Below are 16,736 nucleotides of genomic sequence, written 5' to 3'. Positions count from 1 at the left end.
CCCCTCACGACCGGCGGCCCGGCCCGGTGAGGCCCGCTCAGCGCCCGGCCGCCGGTCAGGACTTCTCCCGCTCCCGGGCCCGTTCCAGGTCCTCCCAGGTGTCGCAGTCGTACGCGACGTTGTCGGTGTCGGCGACCCGCAGCCCGGGCAGCCCGCCGACCAGGCTGCGCAGCGGCTGCCCGGCCGGGTCGCCGAGCCCGGCGAGCGCGGCGCGCAGCGGGGCGGTGCGGTAGGCGGCGGCGAGCGGCTGGTCGCGGCCGCCCGCGTCGACCAGTACGGCGGCGTCGGCGTGCGGTCCGGCCCGGTCGAGGGCGGCGACCAGCCGGTCCACCGTACGGCGGTCCAGGAAGGGCAGGTCGGCGGCGAGCAGCAGCACGGTGTCCGCGGTGACCAGGTCGAGCCCGGCCGCGACGGCGGCGACCGGCCCGCCGCCGGGCGGCTGCTCCCTGGTCCAGCGGACGCCCGGGCGCGCGGTGGGCCGGGCGGGGCCGACCACCACGGTGCTCCGGGCACCGGTGCAGGCGGCGAGCACCCGGTCCAGCAGGGTGGACTCGCCGACGGTCAGGCCGGGTTTGTCGACGCCGCCCAGCCTCCGGGCCGCGCCGCCCGCCGGAACGATCACGTCGTACGGCGTCGTCATGCCGCCAGTATCCCGCCCTACCGGTCGGCCCCGTCCGGGCCGTCCCCGGCCGTCCCCTCTTCGTCCTCACCCTCGGCCCCGTCCTCGGCCCCGACCGCCGGAGCGGCGGCGGACCGGGCGGTGTTGGCGGCCGCCCCCAGGTCCAGGAAGGACGGCAGGGTCAGCTCCCCGTACCGCTCGTTCATCGCCGTGACCAGCGCCTCCGGGTCGTCCGGGTGCTCGGCGAGCAGCCGGTCGAAGTCCCGCAGGTACTCCCCGGTGAAGGCGAGCACCCGGGCCGCGTCGTCGCCCTGGTCGGGGGCGCGGTGCCCGGCGATCACCCGGTCCACGCCGAGGTCGGCGATCCGGCCGAGGTTGTGGCCCCAGGTGGTGCGCTGGGCCGGGGTGGTGTCGGCGGTCCACACGTGGGTGCCGTTGCAGACGAAGTCCCCGGCGATCACGGTCCGGATGCTCGGCACGTGGACGACCGTGGACTCCCCGCAGTCGGCCTGGCCGAGCAGCAGCACCGGGATGACCTGGCGGTCGAGCATCAGCGGCTGCGGCAGCAGCGGGGCGGGCACCAGCGGGTGGTCCGGGATGTCGTCGCCGTAGACCGGCTTCCACTGGGCGACCTTGGCCGCGACGGTGCGCCGGATGCCCTCGACCACCGCCGGGGCGGCCAGCAGCTGGGCGTCCGGGAAGAGCCTCAGCACCTCCTCGGCCCCGAAGTAGTGGTCCGGGTGCTGGTGGGTGACCACGACGGCGAGCAGCCGACGGCCCTTGCCCGCGACCCATTCGGCCAGTTCGCGCCCGGCGCTGCGGGTGAGCTGGGCGTCGACGAGGATCGCGGTCTGCTCGCCGAGGATCAGCGTGGAGGTGGCGAAGAAGGACGACTCGGGCCCGGTGAAGACGGAGACCTCCAGCGGTCGGGCGGTCCGCCCGGCGTCGTCGGGGAGTCCGGCCGCGACGGGCTCGGCGTCCACCCGTTCCGCGCCGGCGCTCTCCTCGGGCGGGGACGACGTCACGGGCTGCTCCCTCTGGTCGGCGGTCGGACTTCCTGCGCCCTACAGCATGGGAGTACCGGCCGCCGATTGCGCGGAAGGCGCGCCCGGTGGGACGCGCCTTCGGGCGCACGTCACACCGCGGCCCGGGCGGCGAGCTCCTTGCCCCGGGCGGCGGCCAGTTCCAGGGCCTTGGCCTTGGACTCGGCGGCGACCGGGACGAACTCGGCCAGCGCCGGGACGCTCGCCGCCATGGTGAACTCCGGGACGATGAAGTCGACCTCCAGCCCGAGCCCGCCGGCCAGCACCTTCTCCAGGTAGGTGATGACGAACTCGAACGGCTCGCGCGGGGCGCCGGGGCCGTACGAGCCGCCGCGGGAGGCGACCACGGTGACCGGGGTGCCCTTGGCGGAGGGCTGCTCGCCGGCGGTGCGGCCCATCAGGACCACCTGGTCCAGCCAGGCCTTGAGGGTCGACGGGATCGTGAAGTTGTACATCGGAGCGCCGATCAGCACGGCGTCGGCGGTCTCCAGCTCGACGATCAGCCGCTCGCGCAGCGCGAAGGCGGCGGCCTGCTCGGCGGTGCGCGCCTCGGCCGGGAGGTATCCGGCGGTGATGCCGGCGGCGTCCAGGTGCGGCATCGGGTCGGCGGCGAGGTCGTGGTGGACCACCGTGCCGCCGGGGTGCTCGGCCTCCCAGGCGGCCCGGAAGGCGGCCGTGACCTCGCGGGAGACGGAGCCGTCGGTGAGCGCCGAGGAGTCGATGTGCAGGAGCGTGGGCATGGCGGTCCTCCAGAGAATTAGTAGCTGCCTTTTCCATTGCAGCTGCAACTAAGGTAGCAGCTTACTTTTCCGCAGTCACTAGTGCCCGGTCGAGTACGCTGGATCCATGGCCGAGCCCGAGGTAGTGACCGACGCAGTACCGACCGCGGTCGACGCGTGCGCCGCCCCTGCCGTCCGCGGCGGCTGCGCCAACGTCGACCTGGCCCTCAACCGGGTGTTCACCCTGCTCGGCAAGCGCTGGACCGGCATGCTGCTGGGCGTGCTCAACAACGGCGGACCGGCCTACTTCTCCGAGCTGCGCCGCGCCGTACCGGGCATCAGCGAGCGGATGCTCTCCGACCGGCTGACCGAACTGACCGAGGCCGGGCTGGTCGTCCGCGAGGTCGACCCCGGCCCGCCGCTGCGGGTCAGCTACCGGCTCACCGAGGGCGGCGTCGCCCTGAAACCGGCCCTCAACGAGCTGGCCGTCTGGGCCGACCGCTACCTGCCGGAGAGCGCCCTCCGGGGCGGCTGCTGACCGGCCGGCCTAGACAGCCGGTCGCCCCCGGGTACGACGAAGGGCCCGTCCGCCGTATCCCGGCAGACGGGCCCTTCGCACGATCGGGGGCGGCTCAGCCCTTCGCGGCACCGCCGCGCGCCCGGGACACCCGGTCGGCGACACCCCAGGAGGTCACCCGCCAGAGCGCCTCGACCACGATGCCGCGGCTCATCTTGGAGGCCCCGAGCTCGCGCTCGACGAAGGTGATCGGCACCTCGGCGACCTTGAAGCCGGCCTTCACCGTGCGCCAGGCCAGGTCGACCTGGAAGCAGTAGCCGGCCGAGGCCACCTCGTCCATGCCCAGGCCCAGCAGGGTCTCCTTGCGGAAGGCCCGGTAGCCGCCGGTGACGTCCCGGATCGGCACGCCCAGCATCAGCCGCGAGTAGGTCGAGCCGCCGCGGGAGAGCAGCAGGCGCGACTTCGGCCAGTTCACCACCCGGCCGCCCGGCACCCAGCGCGAGCCGAGCACCAGGTCGGCGCCGCGCAGCGCGCCCAGCAGCCGGTCCAGCTCCTCGGGCTGGTGCGAGCCGTCCGCGTCCATCTCGACCAGGACGTCGTAGCCGTTGTCGATGCCCCAGCGGAAGCCCGCGAGGTAGGCGGCGCCCAGGCCCTCCTTGCCCTTGCGGTGCAGGACGTGGACGTTGCCGTCCTCGGCGGCCAGCTTGTCCGCCAGCTCGCCGGTGCCGTCGGGGCTGTTGTCGTCGGCGACCAGCACGTGCGCCTCGGGCACCGCGGCACGGACCCGGCCGACGATCCGCTCGACGTTCTCCGCCTCGTTGTAGGTCGGGATGATCACCAGGACCCTGCCGAGATCAGCAAAACTCTGCTGGTTCACGGTCACGTACAAACCTCTCGGCCGATGGCGGGGAGTGTCAGAACACCGTCGCCCGCACTCTGGAACGCGGCCCCGCCGACAGCCCGCCGACGGGATGACCACGGTGGAGAATGCTGCGGGGGGCGGATACTACTGCGTCCTGGCATTCTACTACCGCGCCCGGGAACCGCTGGTCGGACCACGGCACTCCCCCCTGATGCCCACCGTTTCCCCGCGGGCGACCCAGGTCAGCTAGGGTCGATGCCCTTGCCCGGGCCCGGACCGCCCGCACCGCCGGGCCCGCACCGCCGGCCCGGACCCGGGACGTCCGGGGCAGCCCCGTCAGCGAAGGAGTAGGACCGCGCGCATGGACAGGCTCGTCAACACCGTCCGCCCGTACGCCTGGGGGTCGCTCACGGCCCTGCCCGAGTTGCTCGGCCAGGAGCCGACCGGCGAACCGCAGGCCGAGCTGTGGATGGGCGCCCACCCCGGCGACCCGTCCCGGGCCGACCGCGGCGAAGGCCCGCGCCGACTGGACGAGCTGATCGCGGCCGACCCCGAGGGCGAGCTCGGCGCGGCGAGCGTGGCCCGGTTCGGGCCGAGCCTGCCGTTCCTGTTCAAGGTGCTCGCCGCCGGCATCCCGCTGTCCATCCAGGCCCACCCCACACCGGACCAGGCCCGGGCCGGCTTCGCCGCCGAGAACGCCCTCGGCATCGCGCCGGACGCCCCGGAGCGGAGCTACCGCGACGACAACCACAAGCCCGAAATGGTGTGCGCGCTCGGCGACTTCGAGGGCCTGTGCGGCTTCCGCCGGCCCGCCGGGGCGGCGCAGCTGATGGCCGCCCTCGGGGTGCCCGGGCTGGACCCGCTGATCGCACTGCTGGCGGTCGGCGAGGACGGCGGCCCCGAGGCCGAGGCCGAGGCGCTGCGCCGCACCCTGGCCACCCTGCTCACCCTGGACGACGAGACCGCCGCACGGACCGTCCGGGAGACCGTCGCCGCGCTGGCCGGCACCGACCCGGACGGCCCGCACGCCCCGTACGCCCGGATCGCGAAGGACTTCCCGGACGACCGCGGCGTGATCGCCGGCCTGCTGCTCAACCACGTCCGGCTGCGGGCCGGCGAGGCGCTCTACCTGGGCGCCGGGGTGCCGCACGCCTACCTGTCCGGCGTCTGCGTGGAGCTCCAGGCCAACTCGGACAACGTGCTGCGGGCCGGCCTCACCCCCAAGCACATCGACGTCCCGGAACTGTTGAAGGTCGTGCTCTTCGAGCCCGGCGCCCCCGAGGTGGTGCACCCCGTCCCGGTCGAGGGCACCCCCGGCGAGCGGCTCTACCCCGTCCCGATCGACGAGTTCCGGCTGTCCCGCTTCCAACTGGACGGCGTGCAGCGGGAGATCGACGGCCGCACCCCGCAGATCCTGCTCTGCACCGAGGGCGCCGTCCGGCTCACCGCCGCCGACGGCGCCGTACTGGACCTCGCCCGCGGCCAGTCCGCCTTCCTCCCCGCCACCGGCACCCCGACCCGCCTCTCCGGCACCCCCGGCACCCTCTTCCGGGCCACCGTCACCGTCTGATCCGCCCCCGGACCCGCCCCGCCCCCGGACCCGCTCAGGCCACGGCCGGGCGAAATTCGTTTGCTCCGCCCACCGGTCACGGCTGGACTGTCGGCGGCCCGCGCACCGTGGGCCGTACCCAGGGGAGGGCGCAGCAGCGATGGAGATCCGTTCCACGACCGAGAAGGACCTCGACGTCTTCGTCGACACCGTCCACGCCGCGTTCGGCCGCTTCCCGGAGGCCCGGGCCGAGGACGGCAGCGGGGTCTGGTGGTCGGCGATCGAACCGGAGCGCGGCCTGCTCGCGGTGACGGACGACGGGCGTCCGGTCGGCACCGCCGCCGCGTACTCCTTCGAGCTCACCCTGCCCGGCGGGGCGCTCACCCCGGTCTCCGGAGTGAGCTTCGTCGGCGTCCTGCCCACCCACCGCCGCCGGGGCGTACTGACCGCGATGATGCGGCGCCAGCTCGCCGACCTGCGGGCCCGCGGGGAGTTCCTGTCCGTGCTGCTGGCCTCCGAGCCCGCGATCTACGGCCGGTTCGGCTACGGCCCGGCGACGTACACCGGGCGGCTGACGGTGCCGCGCCACCGGGCCGCCTTCACCGCCCCGCGGGCCGGCGGGGGCACGGACACCGGCTCGGTCGAGCTGCTGCGGCGCGCCGACTGCCGGGACCTCCTGGAGGAGGTCTACGACCGCTACCGCCGCGCCCGGCCCGGCGCGCTGTCCCGCCCGCACCGCTGGTGGGCCCTGGGCGCCGGGCAGCCCCCGGTCGCCGCGGCGCCGCGCTACATCGCCGTCCACCGCGACGCCGCCGGCACTCCGGACGGCTACGCCAGCTACTCCCTGGACGGGGACACCCTGACGGTGGACGAGACCGTCGCCGTCGACGAAGCCGTCACCTCGGCCCTGGCCCGGTTCCTGCTCGGGCACGACCTGGTCGACCAGGTCGTCTTCAAGCACTTCCCGGCCGAGCACCCGCTGCGCTGGCAGCTCGCGGACTTCGGCGCCGCCCAGGTGGGCAACAGCAGCGAGTGGCTCTGGGTCCGGCTGCTGGACGTCCCCCGGGCGCTGACCGCGCGCGGCTGGTCCGCCGACGGCGAGCTCGTCCTCGACGTGGACGACCCGTTCCTCGGCGAGCGCGCCCGCCACCTGCTGACCGTCCGGGGCGGCGAGGCCGTGTGCGTCCCGACCGACCGGGAGCCCGACCTCACGCTGGACGTGCGGGACCTGGGCGCGGTCTACCTCGGCGGCACCCCCGTGGGCACGCTGGTGCGGGCCGGACACGTCCGGGCCCACCGCCCGGAGGCGGTCGCCCTCGCCGACGCCCTGTTCCGCACCGAGCGCCCGCCGCACTGCCTGTCCTGGTTCTGACCGGCCACCCCGACCGCACCGGCCGCCCCGCCCCGGGCGTCAGTCCCGGGTCATGTCGACGAAGCGCGAGTAGTGGCCCTGGAAGGCGACGGTGATGGTCGCGGTCGGACCGTTACGGTGCTTGGCGACGATCAGGTCGGCCTCGCCCGCGCGCGGGGACTCCTTCTCGTAGGCGTCCTCGCGGTGCAGCAGGATGACCATGTCGGCGTCCTGCTCGATCGAGCCGGACTCGCGCAGGTCGGAGACCATCGGCCGCTTGTCGGTGCGCTGCTCGGGACCACGGTTCAGCTGGGACAGCGCGATGACCGGCACTTCCAGCTCCTTGGCCAGCAGCTTGAGGTTACGGGACATGTCCGAGACCTCCTGCTGGCGGTTCTCGGCCCGGCGGGAGCCGCCGGACTGCATCAGCTGGAGGTAGTCGATGACGATCAGCTTGATGTCGTTGCGCTGCTTGAGCCGGCGGCACTTGGCGCGGATCTCCATCATCGACAGGTTCGGCGAGTCGTCGATGAACAACGGCGCCTCGCTGACGTCCGGCATCCGGCGGGCGACCCGCGTCCAGTCGTCGTCCGTCATGTTCCCGGAGCGCATGTGGTGCAGCGCGACCCTGGCCTCGGCGGAGAGCAGGCGCATGGCGATCTCGTTGCGGCCCATTTCGAGCGAGAAGATCACGCTCGGCAGCTTGTGGTGGATCGAGCAGGCCCGGGCGAAGTCCAGCGCCAGGGTGGACTTGCCCATCGCGGGGCGGGCCGCGATGACGATCATCTGGCCGGGGTGCAGCCCGTTGGTGAGCGCGTCGAAGTCGGCGAAGCCGGTCGGCACGCCGGACATCTGGCCGTTGCGGGAGCCGATCGCCTCGATCTCGTCGAGGGCGCCCTCCATGATGTCGGCGAGCGGCGCGTAGTCCTCGTTGGTGCGCTGCTCGGTGACGGCGTAGATCTCCGCCTGGGCGGCGTTGACGATCTCGTCCACGTCGCCCTCGGCGGCGTAGCCCATGCCGGCGATCCGGGTGCCGGCCTCGACCAGGCGGCGCAGCACCCCGCGCTCGGCGACGATCTGGGCGTAGTACTCGGCGTTGGCCGCGGTCGGGACGGAGTTGACCAGGGTGTGCAGGTAGGCGGCGCCGCCGACGCGCTGGAGCTCGCCGCGCTTGGTGAGCTCGCCGGCCACGGTGATCGGGTCGGCCGGCTCGCCGCGGGCGTACAGGTCGAGGATCGCGCCGTGCACCATCTCGTGCGCGGGCCGGTAGTAGTCGGCCGGCTTGAGCACCTCGACCACGTCGGCGATGGCGTCCTTGGAGAGCAGCATGCCGCCCAGCACGGACTGCTCTGCCGCGAGGTCCTGCGGGGGGACGCGTTCGAAGCCGTCGACGCCGCCGTGGCCCTCGTCGTCCCTGCGGTCGTCCCGGCCGCCGCCCTTGCCGTTCTTGCCGCCCCTGCCGTTGAAGTCGCCGCCGCCCTTGCGGAAGCCCTCGCCCCGGTTGCCGCCCTGACCGCCGCCGCCACCCTGGCCGCCGCGGTTGCGGGAGACCGGCAGCCGGTCGCCGGGACCGTCCGGGAAGGGGGCGTCGTCGAAGGCGCCGGCCGGGAAGGGGTCCTCGGCGGTCTGCCAGTCCTCCTCCGGCGGCGGGGCGTCGTGGTCGTCGTACTGGGGGCCGGTCACGCGTGTTCCCCGATCAGCGAGTGGTGCGAAGTTGGAGCGGGCCTTGCCGGTGGCTGGGTGGAGCGGAGCCGCTCCTCTTTGTACGCCACGGCCCCGACAAATCGGACGCCGGGGCCGGTGGGAGTGTCGGGTGGAGGGCCCACGCTAAGGCGCCGGACGCCCTCGCGCCAAGGCGGTTATCCACAGGGGGTGTGGACGAGCGGCCCCGGGCTGTGGAGAACTGCCGCAAAGCTGTGGACACCCCTGTGGAAGCTCCTGTGGATAACCGGACGATCGATCCATCGTCAACCTGTTGACCTGCGATTACCTCTTCCGGGGCCTGTGCATGAGAAATTCTTCACACACCGCCGAACAGCCGTGGGCGCGGACCGGACGGAGCACACCGCTCGCAGTTTCGAGTAACGACCGAACTGGCCATTGGCCTCTTACCTGTGGATGAGTACCCTGGAGCGCATGAGCACCGCCCCCGCCGAGCCCTCCAGACGCAGCCCCACCGGCCGCGGCCACGACCGACGCGGCCACGACCGCGAGATCCTCGCCCTGGCGGTGCCCGCCTTCGGCGCCCTGGTCGCCGAACCGCTGTTCCTGATGGCCGACTCCGCGATCGTCGGCCACCTCGGCACCCCCCAGCTCGCCGGGGTCGGCGTCGCCTCCGCCGCCCTCACCACCGCCACCGGGGTGTTCGTCTTCCTCGCCTACGCCACCACCGCCGCGGTGGCCCGCCGGATCGGCGCCGGGGACCGCCGGGGCGCCGTCCAGCAGGGCGTCGACGGCCTCTGGCTCGCCGTCGGCCTGGCCGTCCCGGTGGTCCTGCTCACACTGCTGCTGGCCCCCTGGGCGGCCGACCTGCTGGGCGCCTCGCCGACCGCGGCGCCGTACACCGTGACGTACCTGCGGATCAGCTCCCTGGGGATCCCGGCGATGCTGCTGGTGCTGGCCGCCACCGGCGTGCTGCGCGGCCTCCAGGACACCCGTACGCCGCTGCTGGTGGCCGTCGGCGGCTTCACCGCCAACATCGGGCTGAACGCCGGCCTGGTGTACGGCGCCGGGCTCGGGGTGGCCGGCTCGGCCTGGGGCACCGTGCTGGCCCAGACCGGGATGGCCGCGGTCTACCTGGTCGTGGTGGTCCGCGGCGCCCGCCGGGAGCGGGCCTCGCTGCGGCCGGACGCGGCGGGCATCCGGGCCGGGGCCAGGGCGGGCGGGCCGCTGCTGGTCCGCACGGTCAGCCTGCGCGCGGTGCTGATGATCGCCACCGCGGTGGCCGCCCGGCTCGGCGACGACCAGGTCGCCGCGCACCAGATCGCCATGACGCTGTTCAGCTTCCTGGCCTTCGCGCTGGACGCCATCGCGATCGCCGGCCAGGCCGTCATCGGCCGCTACCTGGGCGCCTCGGACGTCCCGGGCGCCCGCGCGGCCACCCGGCGGATGGTCGAGTGGGGCCTGGGCTCCGGGGTGGTGCTGGGCCTGCTGGTGGTGCTGGCCCGCCCCCTGTACGTCCCGCTGTTCACCCCCGACCCGGTGGTCCAGGGGCAGCTGCACACGGCCCTGCTGCTGCTCGCGCTGAGCCAGCCGGTGGCGGGCCTGGTCTTCGTGCTGGACGGCGTGCTGATGGGCGCCGGGGACGGCCCCTACCTGGCCCGGGCGGCGCTCGCCACCCTGGCGGTGTTCGCCCCGGCCGCGTTCCTGGTGCCGGCCACCGGCACCGGGCTGGCCGGGCTGTGGTGGGCGATGAACCTGTTCATGCTGGTCCGCGCGGTCTTCCTGGTGGCCCGCGCCCGCGGCGGCCGCTGGCTGGTCACCGGGGCCGTGCGCGACTGAGCGGGCCCGGGAACGCCCGAGGGCCGGACTCCCCGGGGGGAGTCCGGCCCTCGGCCGGTGCTACGGAACTCAGGCAGCCACGACGGCGACGTCGAGGTTGGCCACGACGTCCGAGTGCAGCTTGACCGAGACCTTGTGGGTGCCCACGGTCTTGATCGGCGAGGCGATCGCGACGGCGCGCTTGTCCACGGCCGGGCCGCCGGCGGCCTTGATGGCCTCGACGACGTCGGCCTGGGTCACCGAGCCGAACAGACGGCCGGCGTCACCCGAGCGAACGGCCAGCTTGACCTGGACGCCCTCGAGCTTGCCCTTGACCTCGTTGGCCGCGTCCAGGGTCTGGATCGCGTGGATCTTGCGGGCGCGACGGATCGCGTCGACGTCCTTCTGGCCGCCCTTGGTCCAGCGGATGGCGAAGCCACGCGGGACCAGGAAGTTGCGGGCGTAGCCGTCCTTGACCTCGACGACCTCGCCGGCGGAGCCGAGACCCGGAACCTCGTGCGTGAGGATGATCTTCATTACTCGGTCACCCTCTCTTAGCGCGCGGTGCTGGTGTAGGGCAGCAGCGCCATCTCACGGCTGTTCTTCACGGCCGTGGCGACGTCACGCTGGTGCTGGGTGCAGTTGCCGGTGACACGGCGGGCACGGATCTTTCCGCGGTCGGAGATGTACTTCCGCAGCAGGTTCGTGTCCTTGTAGTCAACGTAGTTGACCTTGTCCTTGCAGAAGACGCAAACCTTCTTCTTCGGCTTGCGAGCAGGCGGCTTCGCCATGGTGTGCTCCATTTGGGGTTCACGGCCCGACCGGCGTCCGGGGACGCCTGCGGCCGGGCCGCACGAAATCTGTCAGCTCTTAGAACGGGGGCTCTTCCGAGAAGCCGCCACCGGACGGGGCGCCTCCCCAGCCGCCGCCGCCCTGGTTTCCACCGGACGGGGCGCTGGACGCCCACGGGTCGTCGGAGGGGCCGGACTGGCCGCCGCCGGAGTTTCCACCCCAGCTGCCGCCGCCCTGCTGGCCGCCACCGTTGCCACCGCCCCAGTTACCGCCCTGGCCGCCGCCCTGCTGGCCGCCGAAGCCGCCGCCGGGAGCGCCGGACCGGTTGGCCCGGGTGACCTTCGCGGTCGCCGAACGCAGGCTCGGACCGACCTCGTCGACCTCGACCTCGAAGACCGTCCGCTTCTCGCCTTCCTTGGTCTCGTAAGACCGCTGGCGCAGTCGGCCCTGCACGATGACGCGCATGCCGCGCTGCAGCGACTCGGCCACGTTCTCCGCCGGCTGCCGCCAGACGTTGCACGTGAGGAAGAGGCTCTCGCCGTCCTTCCACTCGTTCGTCTGACGGTCGAAGGTGCGGGGGGTGGACGCGATGCGGAACTTCGCGACCGCCGCACCCGACGGGGTGAAGCGCAGCTCGGGGTCGTCGACGAGATTGCCGACGAGGGTGATGACGGTCTCGCCTGCCATGGTGGTGATGACCTCTCGGGAAGATGTCCGTTCACCGCTGTTTCACGTGAAACAGCGGACGCGAGCTACCCGAGACCCGAAGGCCTCAGAAGTGGCTCAGTGGGTGTCCGGGCGCAGGACCTTGGTCCGCAGAACCGACTCGCTCAGGCCCATCTGGCGGTCGAGCTCCTTGACGACCTCAGGCGTGGCCTTGAGGTCGATGACCGAGTAGATGCCCTCGGACTGCTTGTTGATCTCGTAAGCCAGACGGCGACGACCCCAGGTGTCGACCTTCTCGACCTTGCCGCCGGCGTTGCGGACGACGGCCAGGAAGGACTCGATCAGGGGGGAGACAGCGCGCTCCTCGACCGACGGGTCGAGGATGACCATCAGCTCGTAGTGACGCATGAGTAACCCACCTCCTTTGGACTCAGCGGCCACGGTCTCTCCGTGGCAGGAGGGTTGTGCGTAGCGTCGGCACCGGTGCGGTGACGACTCCGGCCCACGGTAGCGGCCGGGTCGGACAGTCGGGCCCCGTACACCCACCAGGGGTGTCACCCGGAAGAGGGCGCAAGGGGGCACAACTACACCAGTGCAGACGGCACAGCCTACCTGCACCCGGACGGCCGAACAAAACGCATAGGGGTTGTGAGACGGACCCAACCGCCGCAATCTGGACGGAACGGGATTCCTGCCCGTTCGTCTCCACGCCAGGAGGTGGGACTCATGGCCCAGTCCGTCCACCGCATGCCCGCCCTCACGCTGAACACCGACGGCCACCCGCACCCCCGCGAGAACACCCTGGTGGCCCTGACGGCCGTGCTGGGTGTGATCGCCTTCACCACCTCGTTCTTCTACAACCTGCACCTGCTGACCTCGTGGACCGGCCTGGCCGGGATCGTCACCGGCCTGTGGGGCATGTTCGTCTCGGTCACCACCGCCGAGCGCTTCGTCCTGATGATCGCGCTCGGCGCCTCCGCCATCGGCTTCTACCTCGGCATCGCCCGCGGCGGCCTCTGGGGCTGAAACACCCGGCTCCAGGAACCCTCGGCGCCCCCGTCGCGTATCTGCATCAGACAGGTACCCGCCGGGGGCGCCGTCGTGCCCGCAGCGCCGGGCCGCCGGGCCCCGGACGATAGGGTCGAGCCCGAGAACCTGGGCCCACCGCAGCCCGACCGACGAGGAGCACCGAGCAATGAGCCTGCGCCTGAGGACGATCACCCGCGAGGAGCACCTCGCCTTCATCAGGAGCCGCGCCTCGGCGAGTCACATGCAGGTGCCGTCCTGGGGCGACGTGAAGGCCGAGTGGCGCTCGGAGTCGATCGGCTGGTTCGACGAGGCCGACCAGCTGGTCGGCGCGGGCCTGGTGCTCTACCGCCAGCTGCCGAAGGTCAAGCGCTACCTCGCCTACCTGCCCGAGGGCCCGGTCATCGACTGGTTCGACCGCGACCTCGACCGCTGGCTCTCCCCGATGCTCGCCCACCTGAAGTCGCAGGGCGCGTTCTCGGTGAAGATGGGCCCGCCGATCGTCATCCGCCGCTGGAACGCCCCCACCATCAAGGAGGCCATCGCCGCCAAGCAGGCCAAGCGCCTGCGCGACGTCGAGGCCGACTGGTACGAGGCCCGCGCCTTCGAGGTGGCCGACCGGCTGCGCAAGGCCGGCTGGCTGCAGGGCGACGACGGCGGGGCCGGCTTCGGCGACGTCCAGCCGCGCTACGTCTTCCAGGTGCCGCTGGCCAACCGCTCGCTGGACGACATCCACAAGAACTTCAACCAGCTCTGGCGCCGCAACATCAAGAAGGCCGAGAAGAGCGGCGTCGAGGTGTACCAGGGCGGCTACGACGAGCTGCCGATCTTCCACCAGCTCTACCTGGTCACCGCCGAGCGCGACAAGTTCACCCCGCGCCCGCTGTCCTACTTCCAGCGGATGTGGCAGGCCCTCACCGCCGAGGACCAGAACCGGATGCGGCTCTACATCGCCTACCACGAGGGCGAGCCGCTGGCCGCGACCACGATGCTGGTGGTCGGCGAGCACGTCTGGTACTCCTACGGCGCCTCGGCCAACCACAAGCGCGAGGTCAAGCCGTCCAACGCGATCCAGTGGCGGATGATGCGCGACGCCTACGCCCTCGGCGGCGGCGTGTACGACCTGCGCGGCATCAGCGACACCCTGGACGAGAACGACCACCTGTTCGGTCTGATCCAGTTCAAGGTCGGCACCGGCGGCCAGGCGGCCGAGTACCTCGGCGAGTGGGACTTCCCGCTGAACAAGCTGCTGCACAAGGCCCTCGACCTCTACATGTCCCGCCGCTGAGGAGGCTGCCCCGATGACGCTGTCGCTCTACCTCGAGACCGAACGCTGGCGCGCCCACCAGCGCTCCGTCCTCGCCGAGTTCCCCGGCCTGGTGCCCGTCGCCAAGGGGAACGGCTACGGCCTGGGCAACCACCGGCTGGCCGAGGAGGCGACCCTGCTCGGCACCGGTGTGCTGGCCGTCGGCACCGCGTACGAGGCGGCCGACGCCGCCGAGTGGTACGGCGGCGAGCTGCTGGTGCTCACGCCCTACCGGGTCGGCGAGGAGGTGCTCCCGCTGCCGCACTCCCGGGTGATCCGCACGGTGGCCAGCGTGGACGCGCTGCGCTCGCTGCACGGCGCCCGGGTGGTGCTGGAGTGCATGACCACCATGCGCCGGCACGGCGTGAGCGCCGCCGACCTGCGCACCGTCGCCGCCGAGCTGGACGGCGTCTCCTTCGAGGGCCTCGCCCTGCACCTGCCGATGGACCGGCCGGACGGCTCCAGCCCGGTCGAGGAGGTCGTGTACTGGGTGGACACCGCGCTGGCGGCCGGCATCCCGGTGCACACCGTCTTCGTCAGCCACCTGGGCGCGGCCGGCATGGAACAGCTGGCCCAGCGCTACCCGGGCACCGTGTTCCGGGCCCGGATCGGCACCCGGCTCTGGCTGGGCGACCACGGCGCGCTGGAGGTCCGGGCCACGGTCCTGGACGTCACCCCCTTGAAGAAGGGCGAGCGCTACGGCTACCGCCAGCACCCGGCGCCCACCGACGGCCACATCCTGGTGGTCGCCGGCGGCACCGCGCACGGCATCGGCCTGGAGGCGCCCAAGTACGTGGCCAGCATGGGCGCCCGCGCCAAGGGCATCGCCCGGGCCGGCCTGGCGACGGTCAACAAGACCAAGTCGCCGTTCCACTGGGCGGGCAAGCAGCTCTGGTTCGCCGAGCCGCCGCACATGCAGGTCTCGCTGCTGTTCCTGGACGGCGAGACCGCGCCCCCCGCGATCGGCGAGGAGCTGGGCCTCCAGGTCCGGCACACCACCACCCACTTCGACCGGGTGGTGGACCGCTAGGAGCCGCCGGCGGCCGCTACGGGCCGCTGGGGGCCGCTACGCCTTCCCGTCGGCCGGTTCCTTCGCCGGTGGCTCCTCCAGCCACTGCTCGAAGGAGCCGGCCGGCGCGTATCCGGCGTAGCTCCGCTCCTCCTCCAGCCGCCGGGCGGCGCCCAGGGTCACCACGTCCGGCGCGCCGTCCAGCACCCCGCCGGAGGGGTCGTCGGTGCCGTCCCAGCGGACCGGGTCGCGGTCCGGGTACAGGGCGTCCCGGACCACCAGCACGACCAGGTAGAGCGTGCCGAGCAGGTGCAGCGCGATCGCGAAGTGGTACCACGGCTCGCCGATGCCGTGCTGCTTGGGCCCGGTGACGAAGCCCAGGTGGGACCAGATGCCCAGGGTGTACAGCACCTCGCAGGCCTGCCAGACCAGCAGGTCGCGCCAGCGCGGCCGGGCCAGCGCCGCGAGCGGCAGCAGCCAGAGCGCGTACTGCGGCGAGTACACCTTGTTGACCAGCACGAACAGCGCGACCACCAGGAAGGCCAGCTGCGCGAACCGCGGCCGGCGCGGCGCCGAGAGGGCGAGCCACGCTATGGCCGCGCAGCCCAGCACCATCAGCACGCCGATGTAGAGGTCGAGGTCGGCCAGCCCCACGCCGCGCTGCTGCATCAGGATCAGCCAGAACGAGCCGTAGTCCTCGCCGCGGTGCTTGCTGAACACGTAGAAGGTCGACCAGCCCTGCCAGTTGGCCAGCATGATCGGCAGGTTGACCACCAGCCAGGCCCCGACCGCGCCGCCGAGCAGCAGCCGGAACTCGCGCCACTTGCCCGCCCGCCAGCAGAGCACCAGCAGCGGGCCGATCAGCAGCAGCGGGTAGAGCTTGGCCGCGGTGGCCAGGCCGATGAAGACCCCGGCCCAGCCCGGCCGGGAGCCGGACCACCAGGCCATCGCCACGGCGGCCAGGGCGACCGCGAGCAGGTCCCAGTTGATCGTGCCGTTGAGCAGCAGGACCGGCGAGAGCGCGAACAGCATCGCGTCCCAGGGGCGGCGGCGGTGGGTGCGCGAGAGCGCGACCGCGGCGACCACCGCACAGGCCATCAGCAGCCCGGCGTTGATCGCCCAGAACCACTGCTCCTGGGCCTGCTCGGTGCCGCCGCCGGGCGTCAGCCAGGCCGCGACCTGCATGAACAGGCCGGTCAGCACCGGGTACTCCAGGTACTGGAGGTCCCCCGTGGTGCCGGGGATGCGGTCCACGTACGGGTGCAGCCCGGCCGCGAAGCCGCGGCCGGAGAACAGGTGGGGGACGTCGCTGTAGCAGGCGTGGATGTACTGCGGCGAGCCCGGCTGGAACCAGGCCTGGTCGTAGCAGGGCAGGTTGTGCACCATGCCGAGCGCGGAGACCACGATCACCACCAGGGCCAGCACCCGCACCGGGATCCACCAGGAGACGCCGAGCAGCGCCCGCCGGCCGGGCGGGCCGCCGAACACCTCGCTGCCGGCCGCCGCCACCCGGTCCTCGTCCGCCGGGACGACCACGGTGTCGGCCGCCGGCACGGCCGTGGCGACGGCCGCCGGGGTGGGCCCTGCGGCGGCGCCGGGCCCGTCCGGGCCGCCGGTTTCGTCACGATCGCTCGACGTCATGCCGGACATCCTGCCGCACCGGATGCGCCGGGACGAGGAGGACCCTGCGGTGGTCCGGCGGTACGGACGGGGCGCGTGCGGCGAATCGTGACGAAACGGCGGGGGGGGGGGGGGCCGGCGGGGCGGGCGCGCCGGGGGGGGGGGGGCTGGCGGTTG

16 protein-coding genes and 1 pseudogene are annotated in these 16,736 nt (G+C 73.0%); 7 read left to right on the top strand and 10 right to left on the bottom strand.

Annotation, left to right across the window (positions count from 1 at the left end; genetic code table 11):
• Positions 1 to 67 precede the first annotated feature (67 nt).
• The 3 genes and pseudogenes from ACFWXO_RS13120 to ACFWXO_RS13110 all read right to left on the bottom strand — a co-directional run.
• Positions 68 to 640 (bottom strand): annotated as a pseudogene (locus ACFWXO_RS13120) (molybdenum cofactor guanylyltransferase); the annotation flags it as partial.
• A 17-nt stretch (positions 641 to 657) separates the two neighbouring features.
• Positions 658 to 1,644 carry an MBL fold metallo-hydrolase gene (locus tag ACFWXO_RS13115; protein WP_380523778.1) on the bottom strand — a complete coding sequence of 329 codons (987 nt, stop codon included), beginning with the start codon at positions 1,642 to 1,644 and terminating at the stop codon, positions 658 to 660.
• Between the two features lie 110 nt (positions 1,645 to 1,754).
• The gene (locus tag ACFWXO_RS13110) at positions 1,755 to 2,402 is read right to left on the bottom strand and encodes an FMN-dependent NADH-azoreductase (protein WP_375882860.1); all 648 of its coding nucleotides are present in this window, start codon (positions 2,400 to 2,402) and stop codon (positions 1,755 to 1,757) included.
• A 106-nt stretch (positions 2,403 to 2,508) separates the two neighbouring features.
• Between ACFWXO_RS13110 and ACFWXO_RS13105 the strand changes: the two genes are divergently transcribed.
• Positions 2,509 to 2,919: a winged helix-turn-helix transcriptional regulator gene (locus ACFWXO_RS13105; protein WP_375882862.1), complete on the top strand. Its 411-nt coding sequence runs from the start codon at positions 2,509 to 2,511 to the stop codon at positions 2,917 to 2,919.
• A 94-nt stretch (positions 2,920 to 3,013) separates the two neighbouring features.
• On the opposite strand, the gene ACFWXO_RS13100 is transcribed toward ACFWXO_RS13105, so the two are convergent.
• Positions 3,014 to 3,781, bottom strand: coding sequence for a polyprenol monophosphomannose synthase (locus tag ACFWXO_RS13100; RefSeq protein WP_380523775.1), 768 nt, complete (start codon positions 3,779 to 3,781; stop codon positions 3,014 to 3,016).
• Between the two features lie 340 nt (positions 3,782 to 4,121).
• Here ACFWXO_RS13100 and manA point away from each other — a divergent pair, with 340 nt between their 5' ends.
• Both manA and ACFWXO_RS13090 read left to right on the top strand, forming a co-directional pair.
• Positions 4,122 to 5,330, top strand: a complete 1,209-nt coding sequence (gene manA, locus ACFWXO_RS13095) for a mannose-6-phosphate isomerase, class I (protein ID WP_380523773.1) — start codon at positions 4,122 to 4,124, stop codon at positions 5,328 to 5,330.
• 139 nt (positions 5,331 to 5,469) lie between these two features.
• Positions 5,470 to 6,681 (top strand): GNAT family N-acetyltransferase, encoded by a 1,212-nt coding sequence (locus tag ACFWXO_RS13090; RefSeq protein WP_380523771.1) that lies wholly within the window; start codon positions 5,470 to 5,472, stop codon positions 6,679 to 6,681.
• A 39-nt stretch (positions 6,682 to 6,720) separates the two neighbouring features.
• On the opposite strand, the gene dnaB is transcribed toward ACFWXO_RS13090, so the two are convergent.
• The gene (gene dnaB / locus ACFWXO_RS13085) at positions 6,721 to 8,217 is read right to left on the bottom strand and encodes a replicative DNA helicase (protein ID WP_375882933.1); all 1,497 of its coding nucleotides are present in this window, start codon (positions 8,215 to 8,217) and stop codon (positions 6,721 to 6,723) included.
• A 579-nt stretch (positions 8,218 to 8,796) separates the two neighbouring features.
• Between dnaB and ACFWXO_RS13080 the strand changes: the two genes are divergently transcribed.
• A complete protein-coding gene (locus tag ACFWXO_RS13080; protein ID WP_380523769.1) occupies positions 8,797 to 10,161 on the top strand; it encodes an MATE family efflux transporter in 1,365 nt (454 codons plus the stop codon).
• A 69-nt stretch (positions 10,162 to 10,230) separates the two neighbouring features.
• On the opposite strand, the gene rplI is transcribed toward ACFWXO_RS13080, so the two are convergent.
• The 4 genes from rplI to rpsF all read right to left on the bottom strand — a co-directional run bounded on the left by rplI (position 10,231) and on the right by rpsF (position 12,006).
• The gene (gene rplI / locus ACFWXO_RS13075) at positions 10,231 to 10,677 is read right to left on the bottom strand and encodes a 50S ribosomal protein L9 (protein WP_360227569.1); all 447 of its coding nucleotides are present in this window, start codon (positions 10,675 to 10,677) and stop codon (positions 10,231 to 10,233) included.
• 17 nt (positions 10,678 to 10,694) lie between these two features.
• Positions 10,695 to 10,931 (bottom strand): 30S ribosomal protein S18, encoded by a 237-nt coding sequence (rpsR, locus tag ACFWXO_RS13070; RefSeq protein WP_030059640.1) that lies wholly within the window; start codon positions 10,929 to 10,931, stop codon positions 10,695 to 10,697.
• A 79-nt stretch (positions 10,932 to 11,010) separates the two neighbouring features.
• Positions 11,011 to 11,619, bottom strand: coding sequence for a single-stranded DNA-binding protein (locus tag ACFWXO_RS13065; protein WP_375882874.1), 609 nt, complete (start codon positions 11,617 to 11,619; stop codon positions 11,011 to 11,013).
• A 96-nt stretch (positions 11,620 to 11,715) separates the two neighbouring features.
• The gene (rpsF, locus tag ACFWXO_RS13060) at positions 11,716 to 12,006 is read right to left on the bottom strand and encodes a 30S ribosomal protein S6 (RefSeq protein WP_375882877.1); all 291 of its coding nucleotides are present in this window, start codon (positions 12,004 to 12,006) and stop codon (positions 11,716 to 11,718) included.
• A 318-nt stretch (positions 12,007 to 12,324) separates the two neighbouring features.
• Between rpsF and ACFWXO_RS13055 the strand changes: the two genes are divergently transcribed.
• The 3 genes from ACFWXO_RS13055 to ACFWXO_RS13045 all read left to right on the top strand — a co-directional run bounded on the left by ACFWXO_RS13055 (position 12,325) and on the right by ACFWXO_RS13045 (position 14,960).
• Positions 12,325 to 12,624, top strand: a complete 300-nt coding sequence (locus tag ACFWXO_RS13055) for a hypothetical protein (RefSeq protein WP_375882880.1) — start codon at positions 12,325 to 12,327, stop codon at positions 12,622 to 12,624.
• Positions 12,625 to 12,793: 169 nt separating this feature from the next.
• Positions 12,794 to 13,912, top strand: a complete 1,119-nt coding sequence (locus ACFWXO_RS13050; protein WP_375882883.1) for a lipid II:glycine glycyltransferase FemX — start codon at positions 12,794 to 12,796, stop codon at positions 13,910 to 13,912.
• Between the two features lie 13 nt (positions 13,913 to 13,925).
• Entirely contained in the window at positions 13,926 to 14,960 is a 1,035-nt protein-coding gene (locus tag ACFWXO_RS13045; RefSeq protein WP_375882884.1) for an alanine racemase, read from the top strand.
• Between the two features lie 36 nt (positions 14,961 to 14,996).
• Here ACFWXO_RS13045 and ACFWXO_RS13040 read toward each other — a convergent pair whose 3' ends face one another.
• Positions 14,997 to 16,580 carry a glycosyltransferase family 87 protein gene (locus ACFWXO_RS13040; protein ID WP_375882885.1) on the bottom strand — a complete coding sequence of 528 codons (1,584 nt, stop codon included), beginning with the start codon at positions 16,578 to 16,580 and terminating at the stop codon, positions 14,997 to 14,999.
• Positions 16,581 to 16,736 lie beyond the last annotated feature (156 nt).

Source organism: Kitasatospora sp. NPDC059088 (assembly GCF_042738155.1).
Classification (GTDB): Bacteria; Actinomycetota; Actinomycetes; order Streptomycetales; family Streptomycetaceae; genus Kitasatospora.
Note: the sequence above shows the minus strand (reverse complement) of the source record. Positions and strands in the feature narration are given on the sequence as shown.